This is a genomic window from Pseudomonas sp. GD03858, assembly GCF_029840925.1.
Classification (GTDB): domain Bacteria; phylum Pseudomonadota; class Gammaproteobacteria; order Pseudomonadales; family Pseudomonadaceae; genus Aquipseudomonas.
The window spans coordinates 1-20,266 of record NZ_JAOCDM010000017.1 but is presented as its reverse complement, the minus strand read 5'-3'; the positions used below and the strand labels follow the sequence as shown (position 1 = coordinate 20,266).

Here is a 20,266-nt window from a genome sequence, read left to right as displayed (position 1 = left end):
AACCAGGCGAAAAAAACAACCCCGGCTCCAGGCCGGGGTTGTTCTTCATCTCACCTCACGATCACTCCTGGCTGGCCAGTTTGTGCTCGAGGTAGTGGATGTTGACGCCGCCTTTGCAGAAACCTTCATCACGCACCAGGTCGCGGTGCAGCGGGATGTTGGTCTTGATGCCGTCGACGACGATCTCGTCCAGGGCATTGCGCATGCGCGCCATGGCTTCGTCGCGGTCCTTGCCGTAGGTGATCAGCTTGCCGATCAGCGAATCGTAGTTCGGCGGAACCGAGTAGCCGCTGTACAGGTGCGAATCGACGCGAACGCCGTTGCCGCCCGGGGCGTGGAAGTGCTTCACCTTGCCTGGGCTCGGGATGAACTTTTTCGGGTCCTCGGCGTTGATCCGGCACTCCAGCGAGTGACCACGGATCACCACGTCTTCCTGGCGGAACGACAGCTTGTTGCCAGCGGCGATGCTGAGCATCTCCTTGACGATGTCGATGCCGGTGACCATTTCCGAGACCGGGTGCTCGACCTGCACGCGAGTGTTCATCTCGATGAAGTAGAAACGGCCGTTCTCGTACAGGAACTCGAAGGTACCGGCACCGCGGTAGCCGATCTCGATGCAGGCGTCGACGCAACGCTTGAAGACTTCCTGGCGGGCCTTCTCGTCGATGCCCGGGGCCGGGGCTTCTTCCAGGACCTTCTGGTGACGGCGCTGCAGCGAGCAGTCACGGTCGCCCAGGTGCACGGCGTTGCCCTGGCCGTCGGACAGAACCTGCACTTCCACGTGACGTGGGTTGGTCAGGAACTTCTCCAGGTAGACCATCGGGTTGCCGAACGCGGCACCGGCTTCGGTGCGGGTCAGCTTGGCCGATTCGATCAGGTCTTCTTCCTTGTGCACCACGCGCATGCCGCGACCACCACCGCCACCGGCGGCCTTGATGATCACCGGGTAACCCACCTCGCGGGCGATCGCCAGCGCGGTTTCCGGGTCTTCCGGCAGCGGGCCGTCGGAGCCCGGCACGGTCGGCACGCCCGACTTGATCATCGCGTCCTTGGCCGACACCTTGTCGCCCATCAGGCGGATGGTGTCGGCTTTCGGGCCGATGAAAATGTAGCCGGAATTTTCCACCTGCTCGGCGAAATCGGCGTTTTCCGCGAGGAAGCCGTAACCCGGGTGGATGGCGGTGGCGCCTGTCACTTCGGCAGCGGCGATGATCGCCGGAATGTGCAGGTACGAATCCTTGGACGATGCAGGGCCGATGCAGACCGACTCGTCCGCCAGGCCCAGGTGCATCAGTTCACGGTCGGCCGTGGAGTGCACGGCGACGGTCTTGATACCCAGCTCTTTGCAGGCACGCAGGATCCGCAGGGCAATTTCCCCGCGGTTGGCGATCAGAACTTTTTCGAGCTTCCCAGACATCGTTGGTTCTCCGCGAATCAAACGATGGTGAACAGCGGCTGGTCGTACTCAACCGGCTGGCCGTCTTCCACCAGGATGGCGTCGATCACACCGCCGATCTCGGATTCGATGTGGTTCATCATCTTCATGGCTTCGACGATGCACAGGGTGTCGCCTTTCTTCACGGCCTGGCCGACTTCTGCGTAGTTCGGCGAAGTTGGCGAAGGCTTGCGGTAGAAGGTGCCGACCATTGGCGAACGGATCACGGTGCCTTTCAGGGCCGGCGCGGCGGCAGCGGCTTCAGCGGCCGGGGCGGCAGCGGCAACAGGTGCTGCGGCGGCAACCGGAGCGGCCATCGGAGCCGGAGCGGCGAAGTACTGGGCGCCGGCCGGGGTCTTGCTGTGGCGGCTGATGCGAACGGATTCTTCGCCTTCCTTGATCTCCAGTTCGTCGATGCCAGACTCTTCCAGCAGTTCGATCAGCTTCTTGACTTTACGGATATCCATTAATCATCAACTCCCAAGGTTCGGTCGGGGACGTATTTTTAAAACGTGTCGAAAACGTTTCTTCATGAGCCTCGGCCCGAAGGGGCCAAGACCTTGTGTCATCAGGGCTGTGCGTTGGCAGCCAGCTGTTCCAGCGCGGACTCCAGGGCCAACCGGTAGCCGGTGGCACCGAGGCCGCAGATCACTCCCACCGCGACATCGGAAAAGTAGGAGTGGTGGCGGAACGGTTCACGCTTGTGCACGTTGGAGAGGTGCACTTCGATGAATGGGATGCTCACCGCGAGCAATGCGTCACGTAATGCGACGCTGGTGTGGGTGAAAGCGGCCGGATTGATCAGGATGAAGTCCACGCCTTCGTTGCGCGCGGCATGGATGCGGTCGATCAATTCGTATTCGGCATTGCTCTGCAGGTATTGCAGATGGTGGCCGGCGGCGCGGGCGCGCTGCTCCAGGTCCTGATTGATCTGCGCCAGGGTGGCGGCGCCGTAGTGGCCCGGTTCGCGGGTGCCGAGCAGGTTCAGGTTGGGGCCGTGCAGCACCAGTAGGGTTGCCATCTGCGATTCCTTGGTTTTGTAGGGCAATTCGACATAGCGCGGCGACTATGCCGTAACAAGTGATGAGTGTCCAGTTCCCGGCAATAGCCAGCACGATGTCCGAGGTTCGCGCAAAGTATGTGACCAGATGATTAAGTCTGGTCACTTGTAGCGAGATTTTTCACAGGTAGCGGGAAGTTATAGACCCAGTTGGCCACGCACGCGCGCCAAAGTCTTCGCGAAATCGCCGGCGTTTGTCTCGCCGATGACCCGATCGGCGGTCATTTCGCTGCCGTTCGCCGCAAAGAACATCAGCGCGGGCGGGCCGAACAGGCGGTAGCGGTCGAGCAGGGCACGCTGCTCGGCATTGCTCTCGGTGATGTCGACGCGCAGCAGACGGAAGGCGGCCAGTTGTGGCTGGACCTGCGGCGCATTGAGCACTTCGTGCTCGATCACCTTGCAGCTGATGCACCAGTCGGCGTACCAGTCGAGCAGCACCGGCTGGCCGGCGGCCTTGGCCTCGGCCAGGGCGGCGTCGAGAGCGGCGGGGGTGGTGAGGGTCTGCCAGGCGTCGGCTTGGGTCGCGGCGGTGTTGCTGGCCACGACTGGTGGCGGCAGCGGGCGCAGCGGGTCTCCCTGGCCGCTCAGGGCGCCATACCAGCAGGCCAGGGCGTACACCAGCAGCGCCAGACCAAGCAGTTGCGCCAGGCGTTGGCGCGGCGTCTTGACCACGAATTCCAGCGCGCCGAGGAACAGCGCCACGCCGGCAGCCAGCAGACCAACCAGCAGCAGAGTGACCGGCCCTGGCAGCACGCGGCTGAGCAGGCCGATGGCCAGGCCCAGCAGCAGCACGCCGATGGCGTTCTTCACGGTGTTCATCCAGGGGCCGCTCTTCGGCAGCCAGGCCGCGCCGCCGGTGGCCACCAGCAACAGCGGCGCGCCCATGCCCAGGCCGAGGGCGAAAAGCTTCAGCGCGCCGCCCAAGGCGTCGCCGCTGGCGCTGATGTACAGCAAGGCGCCGGCCAGAGGCGCCGAGACGCAAGGCGAAACCAGCAGGCTGGAGAGCACGCCGAGCACCGCCGCGCCGAGCAGCGAACCGCCCTTGGTGCGGTGCGCGAGGTTGTCCAGGCGGCTGCTCAGTGCCTGTGGCAGCTTGAGGTCGAACAAGCCGAACATGGCCAGGGCGAACAGCACGAAGAATGCGGCGAACGGCATCAGCACCCAGGCCGACTGCAGGCGCGCCTGCAGGTTCAGGCCAGCGCCGAACAGCCCCATCAGCGCGCCGAGCACGGCGAAGCTCGCCGCCATCGGCAGCACATAGGCCAGCGACAGCGACAGCCCGCGCAGGCCGCCGACCTGGCCGCGCAGGACCACGCCGGAGAGGATCGGCAGCATCGGCAGTACGCAGGGAGTGAAGGTCAGGCCGACCCCGGCGAGGAAGAACAGCAGCAGCGATTTCCAGGTCCAGCCCTGCTCGGCGGTTGCCGGCAGCGGGGCGCCTTCGCCGTCGATGCTCAGCCGTTCGGTTTCCGGCGGATAGCACAGGCCCTTGTCGGCGCAGCCCTGGTAGCCCACCAGCAGGGTGAAGGCGCGCGGGTCATTGCGTGGCAGCTCGATGTCGAGCACGCCGTGATAGACCTCGACGTCGCCGAAGAACTCGTCGTGCTTGGCCTCGCCCTTGGGGATGTTCGGTACGCCCAGGCGAATGTCCGCGGGCTCGGCGCGGAACTGGAAGCGATGGCGGTAGAGGTAGTAGCCGTCGGTGGCGACGAAGCGCAGCTTGATGGTCTGGGCGTCGGCCTGGACCAGGCTGAGCTTGAAGGCTTCATGCACCGGCAGGAAGTCGGCGCTGTTGGACGCGGCGCCGAGGGTGGCGCTGGGGCGGTTGTCGAGCAGGCCCGTGGCGAAGGCGGGGCTGGCCAGCAGCAGGAACAGCAGGAAAAACAGGCGGCGCATGGCGGACTCGCGAGGTGGAACGTGGCGGGCATGATAGCGGAGTTGGTCGAAATTGGGGCCGCTGCGCGGCCCATCGCGACACAAGGCCGCTCCTACAGGGTTCGCGTACCTATGTAGGAGCGGCCTTGTGTCGCGATGGGCTGCGAGGCAGCCCCATCAAGCAGATGGCTAGAGCCTGAACGCCCGCACCGCCGTATTCAACTCGCCGCCCAGCTTGAGCAACTGCTCGCCCTGCTCACGCCCTTCACCAATGCGCTGCAGGTTGTCCTCGCCCAGCTCGTGAATCCGCTCGCTGTGATCGCGGATCTCGCTTACTGCTCCGCTCTGTTGCGCGGTCACGTCGGCAATGCGCACCGCCGTGTCGGAGATGGTGCGGATGGCGCTGACGATCGCGTCCAGCGCGCCATCGGCCGATTGTGCCTGGTTGGCCGTGGCCTCGGCGTGTTCCAGCTGGGCACGCATGCCCTCCACCGATTCACGGGCGGCCTGCTGCAGGCGGTCGATCAGCGCCTGGATCTCGCCGGTGGCGCCGGTGGTGCGCTGGGCCAGCGAGCGCACCTCATCGGCAACCACGGCGAAACCGCGTCCCATCTCCCCGGCCCGGGCCGCTTCGATGGCAGCGTTGAGGGCCAGCAGGTTGGTCTGCTCGGCGATCGCCCGGATCACCGTGAGCACGCTGCCGATGGTGGCCGACTCTTGCGCCAATTGCTCGATCATCCGGGCGTTGCCCTGCACCTCGTCGACCAGCGAACGCAGGCCGGACAGGCTCTGGCCGATCACCGTCTGGCCCTGTTCCACGGCCCGGCCGGCATCGCGGCTGGCCTCGGCGGCGGCGCTGGCATCGCCGGCCACCTGCTGGATCGTCGCCTCCAGTTCACCCAGGGCGTCGCGGATCTGCGCGGTGTCGCCGGCCTGGCGTTCGGCGCCGTCGTGCAGGGCGCTGCTCATGCCGGCCAGAGCGTGACTGCTGCCGGCCACCTGTTCGGCGTTGTGGCGGATGGTGCCGACCAGCCCCACCAGGTACTGGCGCAGGCGGTTGAGCGATTCCTGGATGTCGTGCAGCTCGCGATTGGTGCGGCCCAGGGCGATGGCCTGGGCGAAGTCGCCCTCGGCCCAGCGCGACAGCGCCGGCGCCAGGCTGGTCAGGGTGCGCGCCAGGCGGCGTTGCAGGGTATCGATGAGCAGGGCGATCAGCAGAATCAGGCCGATCATCAGACCCTGGATGAGGCGTACCTCGCTGGCGATGGTCGCGTGCAGGCCGCGCACCTCGGGCTCCAGGCCGGCGATGGCCTGTTGCACCGCATCCAGGCGTTCGCCGGTGCTGGCGGCCAGCGCGGCGCGGCGCTCGATCTGCTCGCGGGTACGCTGCAGTTCGCCGGGGTAGCGCCCGAGCAGGCTGTGCAGCTCGCGCTTCAGGCCCACGGCGATGTCTTCCTGCTGGCTGCTGGCCTGGGATTCCAGGCCCATCATCGCGGCGAAGTCGTCGGCGTTGGATTCGGCGGCGCGGGTCACCCCCAGCAATGGCAGGCTGTCGATGGCCTGGGCCTGGGCGGCGATCAGTTGCAGTTCGCGCTGCACCTCGTCGGCCAGCTCGGCGCGCCCGCTGCTGACCAGCTTGTCGCGAGCCAGGGACAGCCGACCCAGGTGCAGGGAGGCCTCCAGCAGCGGCGCCAGGTAGCGGCCGGCGTCGCTGCTGGCGCTGTCGCGGGCGTAGCCAACCAGTTGCTCGAGGTTCGCTCCCAGCTCCCGCTCGGCCTGCAGCAGCAGGGCCTGGGGATCGCCGGCCAGCTTGCCGGCGGCGAGCAGTTCGTTGGCGGTGAAGCCTTGCAGGTTGTCCAGGCTCGGACGCAACTTGGCCGACAGGTCCTCGGGCCAGTCGGCCAGGGCGGCCTGCAGCTGCTTGTTGGCCTCCATGGCCGCGGCATGGCGCAGGGCATCGCCGCTGCCCAGGTACGCCTGGATATTGCGCGCGGTGTCGTTCTGGAACTGCTGGGACAGGCCCAGATAGCGCTCCATCAGTTGGTAGGGACGTTCCAGGGCGCGTTGCGACCACCACAGGGTCGCGCCCAGGGCGATACACACGGTCACCAGCAACAGGGTGTTGAAATTGGTCAGCCACTTCAGGCGCATAGCCGCGAACTTCCTGCGGAGGGGGAGTGGAGAGGTCGGGGCCTGAAGTTATTGCGATTTTGTGACGAGGTGATGACGCCGGAGGGTTGGCGCCATAAAAAAGTGGCACAGTGCCGGTATTGTTTGATGGTTGCTCTCTGTAGGAGCGGCCTTGCCGAGGCGTCGGACCGGTCGGAAAGGGCGCTCCTACAGGGTCGAGTTAAATCAGTGGATTACGAGTTTTCCATTAGAGCGGCCCATGTCGGCGGCTACGGCTCGACCCTGACCACGCAGTTACGCCCGGCATGCTTGGCCCGGTACAGCGCCTCGTCGGCGGCGCTGGCCATGGTCAGCGCATCGAGGCTGTCGTCCAGCTGCACCACACCGCCGCTGAAGGTGCACTGCAGGTCGTGGGGCTGGGCCGGGTAGTGGATTTCGGCGAAGCGCCTGCGGATTTCGTCCAGCACCTTGTGCGCGGCCTCGAGCCCGGTGCCGGGCATGACGATGGCGAATTCCTCGCCGCCGTAGCGGCCGATGAAGTCGGTCTTGCGCAGGCGTTGCTTGAGGAACAGCGCCAGGCTCTTGATCACCCGGTCGCCCATGGGGTGCCCGTGGCGGTCGTTGATCTTCTTGAAATGGTCGATGTCGAGCATGGCGAAACTCAATGGCTGCGCTTCGCGGCGGGCGCGGAAACTGCAGTCTTCGAGCAGTTGCAGGATATGGGTGTGGTTATACAGCCCGGTAAGGCTGTCGCGGACCATCCGCGCCTTGAGGTGGCGGGCGCGGGCGGCGCGGTTGCGCACGGTGGTCACCAGGTGCCGCGAGCGGATCGGCTTGGTGAGAAAGTCGTCGCCGCCCTCGCTCATGGCATCGAGCTGCTTGTCCAGGTCGTCCTCGGCCGACAGGTAGATGATCGGCACGCTGACATAGCGATCGTTGTGGCGGATCACCTTGGCCAGCTCCGGACCCGTGCACTCGGGCATGTACAGGTCGAGAATGATCAGGTCGGGCTGGAAGTCGGCCAGCTCGCTCATGGTGCGGATCGGCTCGGTCAGGGTGCGGGTAATGATCCCGGCGCCGTTGAGCAGGCGTTCGGTGTGCAGGGCCTGGGCGCGGGAGTCGTCGATCACCAGCACGCGGAACGGGTCGTACTGGGTGGCGCTGGTCAGCAGTTCGAGCTTCTCCAGCAGGCTCGAGGCGTCCAGGGTGCCGGTGAGAAACTCCTGGCCGCCGGCGCGCACGGCGGCCAGGCGGGTCGGGGTGTCGGTTTCGTGCAGGCTGAAGAACAGCAGCGGTACCGGCTGTTCCAGCCCCTGCTGGGCCTGGGCCGCCAGTTGCAGGCCGATGCCGGGGCCGGTGAAGTCGACATCCATGACGATGGCCGAAGGCAGGCGTTCGCTCATCGACGCCTGGAATGCGTCGGCGCTGAACAGCGCCTGCACCGTCAGGCCGAAGAACTCCAACTGCTGGGCCAGGCGCTCGGCGCGGTCGTGGTCCTGCAGGACGATGTACACCGGCTTGCGCAGCGGTGGCAGGGGCACGTTGTCGAGCTGGTCGCCCTTGCGCAGGCCGGTGCGCGAGAGACGCTGCATCAGGCGGTTGAGCTCGCTGATCAGTTCAGAGTTGAGCCGGGCACTGTTGGCCTCGATGGCGCGCAAGGTCTGGCCGATGGCCGTCGACAGGCTGCGGTGCTCGGGCTGCTCGAACCGCTCGGCATAGCGCTGCAGGCGTAGATTGGCTTCGCACAGCTCGCCCAGGTCGCCGCTGGACCATTGGCCGCGCTGCAGGCGCTGCCAGATCTCGAGCATCTGCCGGGCCTGGTGGATCACCCGCTGGGCAAAGTGCTGCTTGAGGCGTTCGTGGCTCGGCTCGGCTGGCTGGGTCATGTCCTGACTACTTATAGGTGGGCGGGGCGCAGGTTCAATGATGGCTCTATGCTAGCACCGCTTTTCCGACAAGCGAGTGCCTCGGGTCAACAAAGTGTTCAAGGCCCGTTATTCAGTTGCCGACCCGTTGGTTGCTTATACGAATGGCGGTGTCTGCTTTATAGTGCTGCCACCTGGGTTTGTCGTGGCACCCTGGCCGAGGCCTGCGGTCCAAGCCCTGAACCGTTCGTGACTGATTAAGGACACTGCCATGCTGGATTGGAAAAACCGTGAGGCCAAGGCCGAGCCCCGTGAGCGGGTCGATACCCGTGGCGCCGCCACCCGTAGCTACCTTGGCGGCTTGTGGAGCCGCGCCCTGGGCACGCTGATCGGCCTTTACCTGCTGGTGTGCATTGGCCTGGGCTGGTACTGGAGCCAGGAGCCGGATCTGTTCCCGGTGCAGCAGAACGCCCAGGCTGCCGCCGAGCGCAATGGCCAGCAGATGGTGGTCGGCTACACCACCGTCGAGACCCTCAAGACCGTGGCCGGCACCCTGCTCGACAAGCCGGGCGGCTACATTTCCAATGACCGCTTCCCGCCAGGGCTGTGGATGGACAACATGCCGAGCTGGGAGTACGGCGTGCTGGTCCAGGTGCGCGACCTGTCCCGCGCCCTGCGCAAGGACTTCGCCCGTTCCCAGTCGCAATCGACCGAGGACGCCGACCTGGCCAAGGCCGAGCCGCGCTTCAACTTCGACAACAAGAGCTGGATCCTGCCGTCGAGCGAGTCGGAGTTCGAGGAGGGCATCAAGTCGCTGAACCGTTACCAGACCCGTCTGGCCAAGGGCGACCAGGGCGCGATCTTCTACACCCGCGCCGACAACCTGAACAACTGGCTGGGCGATGTCGCCACCCGTCTGGGCTCGCTGTCGCAGCGCCTGTCGGCCAGCGTCGGCCGGGTCAAGCTGAACAACACCCTGAAGACCGAGACCGTGGCCCCGGGCCAGGCGCCGCAGGTCGACGAGGAAGTGGTCGAGACTCCGTGGCTGCAGATCGACAACGTGTTCTACGAGGCCCGTGGCCAGGCCTGGGCGTTGTCGCACCTGCTGCGCGCCATCGAGGTGGACTTTGCCGACGTGCTGGCGAAAAAGAACGCCACGGTCAGCGTGCGGCAGATCATCCGCGAGCTGGAAGCCTCGCAGGAAGCGCTGTGGAGCCCGATGGTGCTCAATGGCAGCGGCTTTGGCATGTGGGCCAACCACTCGCTGGTGATGGCCAACTACATTTCCCGAGCCAACGCCGCGGTCATCGACCTGCGCCAACTGCTGTCCCAGGGCTGAGATGCCGGTCAATCCTGCCGAGGTCGCGCACCGCGCGGCCTCCGACGCCGAGCTGGTGGCCTGGGTCGACGAGCATGATCAACTGCTCGGCGCCCTGCCACGGGCCGAGCTGCGCGAGCGAGGCCTGATCGGGCGCTGCACCTTCATCTTGCTGTTCAACGGCGCGGGCGAGCTGTGCGTGCACCGTCGGACCCTGAGCAAGGCGCTGTATCCCGGTTACTGGGACGTGGCGGCGGGGGGCATGGTCGGGGTGCAGGAGTCCTACGCCGATTCGGCGGCGAGGGAGCTTGCCGAGGAACTGGGGGTGAGCGGTGTCGAGCTGCGCTTCCACGAGACGTTCTACTTCGAGCAGCCGGGCAACCGCTTGTGGTGCGCGGTGTATTCGGCGGTGTGGGACGGGCCGTTGCGCTTGCAGCCCGAGGAGGTTATCGAGGCGCGGTTCATCAGTTTGCAGATAATCGAGCAAGAGAGCGTGAAGAAACCGTATTGCCCGGACTCGCTGGTGGCGTTGCAGCGGTACAGGAACAGTCTGATTTAGCAGTGTTGCCTCTTGGGGGCGCTTTGCGCCCCTTTCCGACCGGTCCGACGCCTCGGCAAGGCCGCTCCTACAGGGGATCGCGTTCTCCTGTAGGAGCGGCCTTGTGTCGCGAAAGGGCTGCGCAGCAGCCCCAAGCATCTGAAGGTCGCAAAACTTTCGTAAAATGGCGCAATCCTGTACTTAGCAACAGCCAGATTTATCGTTAAACTGCGCGCCCTTTTCGGGCTGTCGCATGATCTTGCGGCAGTAGCGCCGCCCCTGCCAGAGTGGGGCTTCGCGGTCGGCTCCCGCCGACCAGTTTTTTGTCCTCGGCACAGAGGAACAAAAGTGGCCAAGAAAGCTTCTTCCTTCGCCGCCCTTGGCGGTCTCGTATATTCCACCGATGCCGGTCGGCACTGTCCCGACTGTGGCCAGCCGGTGGACGCCTGTATCTGCAAGCAGCAGGTCATCCCCGAAGGCGATGGCATTGCCCGTGTGCGTCGTGAAAGCAAAGGTCGCGGCGGCAAGACCGTGACCACCATCACCGGCGTGCCGCTGCCCCTCGAACAGCTCAAGGAGCTCGCCAGCACGCTCAAGCGTCGTTGCGGCACCGGCGGCGCGCTCAAGGACGGGGTCATCGAGATTCAGGGCGACCACGTCGAACTGTTGCTCGGCGAGCTGATCAAACAGGGCTTCAAGGCGAAAAAATCCGGCGGCTGAGGCTGTCGCGCGACTTTTCGCCCAGCGCTTTCTAAACTCGATGCCGTGGCCAGGGTCTATCCGGGGGCACGGACGATTCGTCATTTTCAGCTTCTACACTGCGCCCGCCACCTGACGGGGCAGTGTCTTGGACTTATCTATAGGGGACTTGAATGTCCGTACGACGCACACGCAAAGACGATGGTAGCCAATGGACCGTGGCCGACAGCCGCAGTGTTTATGGCATCCGCCATTGGGGCGCTGGTTATTTCGCCATCAATGAAGCCGGGCGCGTCGAAGTGCGCCCCAACGGCCCGGACAGCGCGCCGATCGACCTGTTCGAGCAAGTCCAGGAGCTGCGCCAGAGCGGCCTGTCGCTGCCGCTGCTGGTTCGTTTTCCGGACATCCTGCAGGACCGCGTGCGCCAGCTGACCGGCGCCTTCGATGCCAACATCGCGCGCCTGGAGTACCAGAATCAGTACACCGCGCTGTACCCGATCAAGGTCAACCAGCAGGAGGCGGTGGTCGAGAACATCATCGCCACCCAGAACGTCTCCATCGGCCTGGAAGCCGGCTCCAAGCCCGAGCTGCTGGCGGTGCTGGCGCTGGCACCGAAGGGCGGCACCATCGTCTGCAACGGTTACAAGGACCGCGAGTTCATTCGCCTGGCGCTGATGGGCCAGAAGCTCGGTCACAACGTGTTCATCGTCATCGAGAAGGAATCCGAGGTCGCCCTGGTGATCGAGGAAGCCGCGGAGCTGAAGGTCAAGCCACAGGTCGGCCTGCGCGTGCGCCTGTCGTCGCTGGCCTCGAGCAAGTGGGCCGACACCGGCGGCGAGAAGTCCAAGTTCGGCCTATCCGCCGCCCAGCTGATCTCGGTGGTGCAGCGCTTCCGTGATGCGGGCCTGGACCAGGGCATCCGCCTGCTGCACTTCCACATGGGCTCGCAGATCGCCAACCTGGCCGACTACCAGCACGGTTTCAAGGAAGCCATCCGCTACTACGGCGAACTGCGCGCGCTGGGCCTGCCAGTCGATCACATCGACGTCGGCGGCGGCCTGGGCGTTGACTACGACGGTACCCATTCGCGCAACGCCAGCTCGATCAACTACGACATGGACGACTACGCCGGCGTGGTGGTCGGGATGCTCAAGGAGTTCTGCGACGCGCAGGGCCTGCCGCACCCGCACATCTTCTCCGAGAGCGGTCGCTCGCTGACCGCGCACCACGCCATGCTGGTGATCCAGGTGACCGACGTCGAAAGCCACAACGACGAGATGCCGACCATCGAGAACAAGGAGTCGCTGCCCGAGACCGTGCAGTGGCTGGCCGACCTGCTCGGCCCCACCGACATCGAGATGGTCACCGAGACCTACTGGCGCGCCACCCACTACATGGGCGACGTGGCCGCGCAGTACGCCGACGGCAAGCTGACCCTGGCCGAAAAGGCCCTGGCCGAGCAGTGCTACTTCGCCGTGTGCCGTCGCCTGCACAACTCGCTCAAGGCCCGCCAGCGCTCGCACCGCCAGGTGCTGGACGAGCTGAACGACAAGCTGGCCGACAAGTACATCTGCAACTTCTCGGTGTTCCAGAGCCTGCCGGACACCTGGGCCATCGGCCAGGTGCTGCCGATCATCCCGCTGCACCGCCTGGACGAAGAGCCGCTGCGCCGCGCCGTGCTGCAGGACCTGACCTGCGACTCCGACGGCAAGATCAACCAGTACGTCGACGAGCAGAGCATCGAGACCAGCATGCCGGTGCACGCGGTCAAGGAAGGCGAGGACTACCTGCTGGGCGTGTTCCTGGTGGGCGCGTACCAGGAAATCCTCGGCGACATGCACAACCTGTTCGGTGACACCGACTCGGTGAACATCTACCAGAACGCCGACGGCAGCGTGTACCACGCCGGCATCGAGACCCACGACACCATCGAGGACATGCTGCGCTACGTGCACCTGTCGCCGGAGGAGTTGATGACCCACTACCGCGACAAGGTGGCCAGCGCCCGGATCAGCGCGCGCGAGCGCACGCAGTTCCTCGATGCGTTGCGCTTGGGATTGACCCGGTCTTCGTACCTGTCTTCGTAATCCCCGGGGCCGCTTTGCGGCCCATCGCGACACAAGGCCGCTCCTACAGGCGATTGCGCAGTAATTGCCATACGCGATCCCCCTGTAGGAGCGGCCTTGTGTCGCGATCTGAGGGCGCAGCCCTCACCGCGTCATACCCGGTAATGATCCGCTTACGCCATCCCTCATCGAGACACCTATCCTGCGAATGCAATGTTCAAAGGAAGTCGACATGGACCGTCACGGCAATCATCGCCTGCGCCAAGGGCGCTTTTCAGAGTCAGGCAGGCTTTATCTGCTAACTACCGCTACCCGCCAGCGTAGCCCACTGTTTCAGAATCTTTGGTTTGCGCGAGCGGCCATCCATCAATTGCGTCTGAATGATCATGAAGGTAGCTGCCGTACATTGGCTTGGGTTCTGATGCCAGACCATCTGCACTGGTTGATCGAGCTTGGGCCTACCAGCCTGGACAAACTCATGTGTGCCTTCAAGTCGCGAAGCAGTTGTGCTCTTTACCGTAAAGGTGCCGAGCGAAAGCACATCTGGCAGCCTGGATTTTACGACCGGGCATTGCGCAAGGACGAGGATGTCAGGGCTGCTGCCCGTTACATCATCGCCAACCCGATTCGGGCTGGACTGGTTAGACGAGCCGGCGAGTACCCACATTGGGATTGTGTGTGGCTGTGAGCCCGCAGGTGAGGGCTTCGCCCTCATTTCGCGACACAAGGCCGCTCCTACAGGCGATCGCGCAATAATTGCCATACGCGATCCCCCTGTAGGAGCGGCCTTGTGTCGCGAAGGGCCGCACAGCGGCCCCGGCGTCACTGAATCCAGCGCTGCTTCTCCTGCAACCGCCACCCCACCCATCCCAGCGTCACCGCTCGCAGCGCCATGAACAGCAAAAAGGCCAGCCACAACCCATGGTTGCCCAACCCGCTCAACCCCAGCGCAAAGGGCAGGGCGATCAGCACCGACACCAGCATCGCATTGCGCATCTCCCGCGCCCGCGTGGCGCCAATGAACAAACCATCCAGCAAGTAACTCCACACCGCGATCAACGGCAGCAACGCCAAGTACGGCAGGAACGGATACGCCGCCTCGCGCACGCTGGCGATGTCGGTCTGCAGGTCGATGAACAGGTGACCACCCAGCACGAACAGCACCGCGAAACCCAGGCTGACGATCAGCGACCAGCCACAGGCCACCACCAGCGCTCGTTTGAGGGTACGGCGATCACGGGCGCCGATGGCATGCCCGCACAGTGCCTCGACCGCATGCGCCAGGCCATCGAGGGCATAGGCGGTGAGCATCAGCCCGTTGAGCAGCAGGGCATTGGCCGCCACCGTCGCCTCGCCCAACCGCGCGCCTTGCACGGTCAACAGCAGGAACACCAGCTGCAGCGCCAGGCTGCGCAGGAAGATATCGCGGTTCACCGCCAGAAGGGGGCGCCAGGCCTGCCAGCGCTTCAGCGCGGCCCAGGCGATGTGCCCGGGATAGGCGCGCAGCGCCGGGCGGGTGAGGGCCAGGCCGAGCAGGGCGGCGCACCATTCGGCGATCACCGAGGCCCGCGCCGAGCCGACCACGCCCCAGTCCAGGCCGAGCACGAACCACAGGTTCAGGGCGATGTTCAGCAGGTTGGTGGTCAGCAGGATCGCCAGCGGCGCCCGGGCGTTCTGCGTGCCGAGAAACCAGCCGACCAGGGCATAGCTGGCCAGCGCCGCCGGCAGGCCGAGCAGGCGCGTGTGGAAGAACGCCTCGGTGGAGGCATGCAGTGCCTCGCTGGGCTGCATCGCTTGCAGCGCCAGCTGGCTGAAGGGCAGGGCGAGCAGGCCGATCAGCAGGGCGAAGGCCAGTGCCAGCAACAGCCCCTGCACCAGCACCTGACGCAGCGCGGCGCCGTCGGCGCGACCGGCGGCCTGGGCGGCGAAGCCGGTGGAGCCCATGCGCAGGAAGCCCATCAGGCCGACCATGAAGGTGAACAGCGTGGCGCCCACCGCCACCGCGCCCAGCTGGTGGGCGTGGGGCAGGTGGCCGATCACCGTGCTGTCGACCAGTGCCACCAGCGGTACTGAGATGTTGGACAGGATCATCGGCGCGGCCAGGGCCCAGACCTTGTGGTGGGTGGGGCGGTCGCGCCAGGCGGTGGACAGTGAAGACATGCGGGCTCCAGCGGGGGATACAAATTGGGCCATCGCGGGGCAAGCCCGCTCCCACGCAAGTGCACTTCATCACGTGGGAGCGGGCTTGCCCCGCGATGGTCGAACGGATTGTACCGCCCCGGCAACCAATCGGCGCGAACACGGTCTCACTTGCCGCGCATCGCCAGGTAAGCCCCTCGGCGTTGCGCTATAGTTGCCCCCCTCACGTACACGCTGCCGAAGAGTTCTCTCTCAATGCTCAACAAAGGATTGTTGCTGGCCTGCGCGCTGGCCCTGCTCAGTGCCTGTGACTCGTCCACGCCGGACAAGCCATCGGCCCCCGCCGACGCCGCCACCGCCGTCGCGCCCGCCGAAACCAAGGCAGCCAAGCGTGAAGACCCGGCGCTGCTCGCCAAGCGCTACGCCGGCCGCGAGCTGACCGTGCTGGACGTCTCGGAAGTCCAGCTCGACGGCGCCAGCACCCTGTCGGTCAGCGTCTCCGCGCCGCTGGACGCCAACCAGGACTTCGCCGCCAAGCTGCACCTGGTCGACACCGTCAAAGGCAAGGTCGACGGCGCCTGGGAACTCTCCGACAACCAGATGGAACTGCGTCTGCGCCACCTGGAGCCGCAGCGCAAGATGGTCCTGACCATCGACAAGGGCCTGCTCTCGGTCAACGGCAATCAGCTTGAGGCCGAATCGGTCAGCCGCTTCGAGACCCGCGACATGCAGCCCACCGTGGGCTTCGCCAGTCGCGGTTCGCTGCTGCCCACGCGCCTGGCCGAAGGCCTGCCGGTGATCGCGCTGAACGTCGACAAGGTCGATGTCGAGTTCTTCCGCATCAAGCCGGACATGCTCTCCAGCTTCCTGGTCAACTGGGGCCGCAACTCAAGCCTCTACTACTACCAGTCCAAGGAAACCCTGGAGATGGCCGAGCTGGTCTACAGCGGCCGCTTCGACCTCAACCCCGCGCGCAACACCCGCGAGACCGTGCTGCTGCCGATCGCCGGGATCAAGCCGCTGCAGGAGCCGGGCGTGTACCTGGCAGTGATGCGCGCCTCGGGTACCTATGACTATTCGCAGCCGGCGACCCTGTTCACCCTGAGCGACATCGGCGTTTCCGCCCACCGTTACCGCGACCGCCTGGACGTGTTCAGCCAGGCCCTGGAAGGCGGCAAGGCGCTCAAGGACGTCACCCTCGAACTGCACGACGACAAAGGCAAGTTGCTGGCCCAGGCCAAGACCGATGGCGACGGCCATGCCCAGCTGCCGATCACCGCCAAGGCCGACACCCTGATCGCCACCCAGGGCGTGAACACCACCCTGCTGCGCCTGAACACCGCCGCCCTGGACCTGGCCGAGTTCGACATCACCGGCCCCCAGGCCAACCCGCTGCAGTTCTTCATCTTCGGCCCGCGCGACCTGTATCGCCCGGGCGAGACCGTGCTGCTCAACGGCCTGCTGCGCGATCAGGACGGCAAGCCGGTCAAGGCCCAGCCGGTGAATGTGGAAGTGCGCCGCCCGGACGAGCAGGTCAGCCGCAAGTTCGTCTGGGAGGCCGACCAGAACGGCCTGTTCCAGTACCAGCTGCAACTGGCCAGCGAGGCCCCGACCGGCCGCTGGCAACTGCTGCTGGACCTGGGTGGTGGGCGCAAGCAGGTCTACGAATTCCTCGTCGAGGACTTCCTCCCCGAACGCCTGGCGCTGGAACTCAAGGGCAGCAGCACGCCGCTGGCGCCGGATGAGACCGCCACCATCCAGGTCAATGGCCGTTACCTCTACGGCGCGCCGGCCGCCGGCAACCGCCTCAGCGGCCAGGCCTACGTGCGCCCGCTGCGTGAAGCGGTCAAGGCGCTGCCGGGCTACCAGTTCGGCGCGGTCACCGAGACCGACCTGAACCAGGACCTGGAGCTGGACGAAGTCACCCTCGATCAGAACGGCAAGGCCCGCATCGATATCGAAAGCCGCTGGGCCGAGGCCCGTTCGCCGCTGCAACTGACCGTGCAGGCCAGTTTGCAGGAGTCCGGTGGCCGGCCGATCACCCGGCGCCTGGAGCAGCCGATCTGGCCTGCCGAACGCCTGCCGGGCCTGCGCGGCCTGTTCGACGGCGAAGAGACCGACGGCGACGGCCCGGTGGAATTCGAATTTTTGGTGGCCGACCGCGACGGCAACAAGCTCGCCGCCGACAACCTGAAGGTGCGCCTGATCCGCGAGCGCCGCGACTATTACTGGAACTACTCGCAGAGCGACGGCTGGAGCTACAACTACAACGAGAAATTCCTCACCCAGGCCGAGGAGACCGTCAGCGTGAAGGCCGGCTCCACCGCCAAGCTGAACTTCCAGGTGGAGTGGGGCCCTTACCGCGTCGAGCTGGAAGACCCGCAGACCGGCCTGGTTTCCAGCGCGCGCTTCTGGGCTGGCTATCGTGCCCAGGACAACGCCGAAGGCGGCGCCGTGCGCCCCGACCAGGTCAAGATCGCCCTGGACAAGCCAGCCTACAAGGAAGGTGGCACCGCCAAGGTCACCGTCACCCCGCCGGCCGCCGGCAGCGGTTACCTGATGATCGAGTCCGCCGATGGCCCGTTGTGGTGGCAGGAGATCGAGGTGCCCGCCGAAGGCAAGACCTTCGATGTCGAGCTGGACAAGCAGTGGGCGCGTCACGACCTGTACATCAGCGCCCTGGTGATCCGCCCGGGCGAGCGCAAGGCCAATGCCACGCCGAAACGCGCCGTGGGCGTGCTGCACCTGCCTCTGGACCGCGCCGAGCGCAAGCTGGCCGTGTCGCTGCAGGCGCCGGAGAAGATGCGACCCAAGCAGCCGCTGACGGTCAAGCTCAAGGCGGTCAACGCCGACGGCAGCGTGCCGAAGCAGGTGCATGTGCTGCTGTCCGCGGTGGACGTGGGCATCCTCAACATCACCGACTTCAAGACCCCCGACCCGTTCGCCAGCCTGTTCGGTCGCAAGGCCTATGGCGCCGACCAGCTGGACATCTATGGCCAGCTGATCGAAGCCGGCCAGGGCCGCCTGGCCAGCCTGGCCTTCGGTGGCGACGCCGCCATGGCCAAGGGCGGCAAGCGCCCGAACACCACGGTGACCATCGTTGCCCAGCAGAGCCTGCCGGTGACCCTCGACGAGAAAGGCGAAGGCCAGGCCACGGTCGATATTCCCGACTTCAACGGCGAGCTGCGGCTGATGGCCCAAGCCTGGACCGAGGAACACTTCGGCATGGCCGAAGGCAAGAGCGTGGTCGCCGCGCCGCTGATCGCCGAACTGTCCGCGCCGCGCTTCCTGGCCGGTGGCGACCGCACCAGCCTGGCGCTGGACCTGGCCAACCTCTCCGGCCGCGCCCAGCAACTGACCGTGCAGCTGGCTGCCGAAGGGCAGTTGAGCCTGGCCGCTGGCGCGTCGCAAACCGTTGCCCTCGCCGAAGGTCAGCGCACCACGCTGATGATCCCGGTGCAGGCCCTGGGCGGCCTTGGCCAGGGCAAGGTGCGCGTGCAGGTCAATGGTCTGCAGTTGCCAGGCGAGCCGGCCAACGCTTTCGAGCGCGAGTGGACCCTCGGCGTGCGCCCGGCCTACCCGGCGATGCTCAAGCACTACCGCGTGGCCCTCAAGGACCAGCCCTGGAGCCTGCCGGACAGCGACCTGGCCGAGTTCGAAGCGGCGGGCCTTGAAGCCAGCCTGGCGCTGTCGAGCCGCCCGCCGCTGAACCTGGCCGAGCAGATCCGCGCCCTGGAAGCCTACCCTTACGGCTGCCTGGAGCAGACCACCAGTGGCCTGTACCCATCGCTGTACGCTGATGCCGACAGCCTCAAGCGCCTGGGCATCAAGGGCGAACCTGCCGATGTGCGCAAGCGCAAGATCGAGATGGGCATCGAACACCTGCTGGGCATGCAGCGCTACAACGGCAGCTTCGGCCTGTGGAGCTCGGACAGCGAGGAAGAGTATTGGCTGACCGCCTACGTCACCGACTTCCTGCTGCGTGCCCGCGAGCAAGGCTACGGCGTACCGGCCGAAGCGCTGAAGAAGGCCAGCGAGCGCCTGCTGCGCTATGTGCAGGAGCGCAACCTGATCGAAGTCGACTACAGCCAGAACGCCGACCACACCCGCTTCGCCGTGCAGGCCTATGCCGGCCTGGTGCTGGCGCGCAGCCAACAGGCGCCGCTGGGCGCCCTGCGCAGCCTGTTCGAGCGTCGCGCCGATGCCCGCTCCGGCCTGCCGCTGGTGCAGCTGGCGGTGGCGCTGGACAAGATGGGTGACAAACAGCGTTCGCAGCAGGCGCTGCAGGCGGGCCTGTCTGTCACGCGGGGCAAAGGCTGGATGGCCGACTACGGCAGCGCCCTGCGTGACCAGGCGCTGATCCTGGCCCTGCTGCAGGAGAACAACCTGGCCGGCAACCAGGTCGACCAGCGTCTGTTCGGCCTGTCCGACGAGCTGGCCGCCAACCGCTGGCTGTCCACCCAGGAGCGCAACGCGCTGTTCCTCGCCGGCCGTGGCCTGCTGGGCAAGCCGGAAGGCAACTGGAAAGCCCGCCTGGACAGCGCCGGTGAAGTGCGCGAGTTCGACAACAACGACTCGGGCCTGAAACTCGAAGGCCCGCTGCTGGCCTCGCCGCTGAGCATTCAGAACCAGGGCGGCGACACCCTGTACCAGCAGTTGACCCTGTCCGGTTACCCGCGCCAGGCCCCGGCCGCCAGCGGCAACGGCATGGAGATCCGTCGCGAGTACCTGGGCATGAACGGCCAGGCGCTGGATGTGCGCAACCTGCGCAGCGGCGACCTGGTGCTGGTGCACCTGGCGCTCAAGGCCCAGGACCAGGTGCCGGACGCCCTGGTGGTGGACTTGCTGCCGGCGGGCCTGGAGCTGGAGAACCAGAACCTGGCGCAGAGCGCTGCCAGCCTGGACAACGCCAGCAGCGCGGTGAAGCAGTGGCGCGAGTCGATGCAGAACGCCAGCGTGGTGCACCAGGAGTACCGCGACGACCGCTACGTGGCGGCGCTCAAGCTCGACAGCTACGGCACCACCCACCTGCTGTACCTGGCCCGTGCGGTGACCCCGGGCAGCTACCGCATCCCGCCGCCGCAGGTGGAGTCGATGTACCGGCCGAACCTGCAGGCGATCGGCGACAGCCAGGGGGAGAT

General features: G+C 66.0%; 13 protein-coding genes. 6 read left to right on the top strand and 7 right to left on the bottom strand.

Annotation, left to right across the window (positions count from 1 at the left end):
• Positions 1-61: 61 nt before the first annotated feature.
• The 6 genes from accC to N5D48_RS07210 all read right to left on the bottom strand — a co-directional run bounded on the left by accC (position 62) and on the right by N5D48_RS07210 (position 8,386).
• Complete coding sequence (accC, locus tag N5D48_RS07235; RefSeq protein ID WP_279882645.1) at positions 62-1,417, bottom strand: acetyl-CoA carboxylase biotin carboxylase subunit; 1,356 nt, start codon at positions 1,415-1,417, stop codon at positions 62-64.
• A gap of 17 nt (positions 1,418-1,434) precedes the next feature.
• A complete protein-coding gene (gene accB / locus N5D48_RS07230) occupies positions 1,435-1,902 on the bottom strand; it encodes an acetyl-CoA carboxylase biotin carboxyl carrier protein (protein ID WP_279882643.1) in 468 nt (155 codons plus the stop codon).
• A 101-nt stretch (positions 1,903-2,003) separates the two neighbouring features.
• Positions 2,004-2,456 (bottom strand): type II 3-dehydroquinate dehydratase, encoded by a 453-nt coding sequence (gene aroQ, locus N5D48_RS07225; protein ID WP_279882641.1) that lies wholly within the window; start codon positions 2,454-2,456, stop codon positions 2,004-2,006.
• A gap of 177 nt (positions 2,457-2,633) precedes the next feature.
• Complete coding sequence (locus N5D48_RS07220) at positions 2,634-4,391, bottom strand: protein-disulfide reductase DsbD (RefSeq protein WP_279882639.1); 1,758 nt, start codon at positions 4,389-4,391, stop codon at positions 2,634-2,636.
• A gap of 168 nt (positions 4,392-4,559) precedes the next feature.
• On the bottom strand, positions 4,560-6,521 hold the full coding sequence (locus tag N5D48_RS07215) for a methyl-accepting chemotaxis protein (RefSeq protein ID WP_279882637.1): 1,962 nt from the start codon (positions 6,519-6,521) through the stop codon (positions 4,560-4,562).
• A 248-nt stretch (positions 6,522-6,769) separates the two neighbouring features.
• Positions 6,770-8,386 (bottom strand): PleD family two-component system response regulator, encoded by a 1,617-nt coding sequence (locus N5D48_RS07210; protein WP_279882635.1) that lies wholly within the window; start codon positions 8,384-8,386, stop codon positions 6,770-6,772.
• A gap of 250 nt (positions 8,387-8,636) precedes the next feature.
• Between N5D48_RS07210 and N5D48_RS07205 the strand changes: the two genes are divergently transcribed.
• From N5D48_RS07205 to N5D48_RS07185, 5 genes are all read left to right on the top strand, one after another.
• The gene (locus tag N5D48_RS07205) at positions 8,637-9,704 is read left to right on the top strand and encodes a DUF2333 family protein (RefSeq protein WP_279882634.1); all 1,068 of its coding nucleotides are present in this window, start codon (positions 8,637-8,639) and stop codon (positions 9,702-9,704) included.
• A gap of 1 nt (position 9,705) precedes the next feature.
• Positions 9,706-10,242, top strand: coding sequence for an NUDIX hydrolase (locus tag N5D48_RS07200; protein ID WP_279882632.1), 537 nt, complete (start codon positions 9,706-9,708; stop codon positions 10,240-10,242).
• Between the two features lie 327 nt (positions 10,243-10,569).
• Positions 10,570-10,941, top strand: coding sequence for a translation initiation factor Sui1 (locus tag N5D48_RS07195; protein WP_050703605.1), 372 nt, complete (start codon positions 10,570-10,572; stop codon positions 10,939-10,941).
• A 152-nt stretch (positions 10,942-11,093) separates the two neighbouring features.
• Positions 11,094-13,007 carry an arginine decarboxylase gene (speA, locus tag N5D48_RS07190; RefSeq protein ID WP_279882630.1) on the top strand — a complete coding sequence of 638 codons (1,914 nt, stop codon included), beginning with the start codon at positions 11,094-11,096 and terminating at the stop codon, positions 13,005-13,007.
• 211 nt (positions 13,008-13,218) lie between these two features.
• Entirely contained in the window at positions 13,219-13,674 is a 456-nt protein-coding gene (locus tag N5D48_RS07185; protein ID WP_279882628.1) for a transposase, read from the top strand.
• A gap of 134 nt (positions 13,675-13,808) precedes the next feature.
• Here N5D48_RS07185 and N5D48_RS07180 read toward each other — a convergent pair whose 3' ends face one another.
• Entirely contained in the window at positions 13,809-15,146 is a 1,338-nt protein-coding gene (locus N5D48_RS07180; protein ID WP_279882626.1) for an MATE family efflux transporter, read from the bottom strand.
• Between the two features lie 234 nt (positions 15,147-15,380).
• Between N5D48_RS07180 and N5D48_RS07175 the strand changes: the two genes are divergently transcribed.
• Positions 15,381-20,266 (top strand): alpha-2-macroglobulin (locus tag N5D48_RS07175; RefSeq protein WP_279882624.1); only part of this gene is annotated, 4,886 nt, incomplete at its 3' end.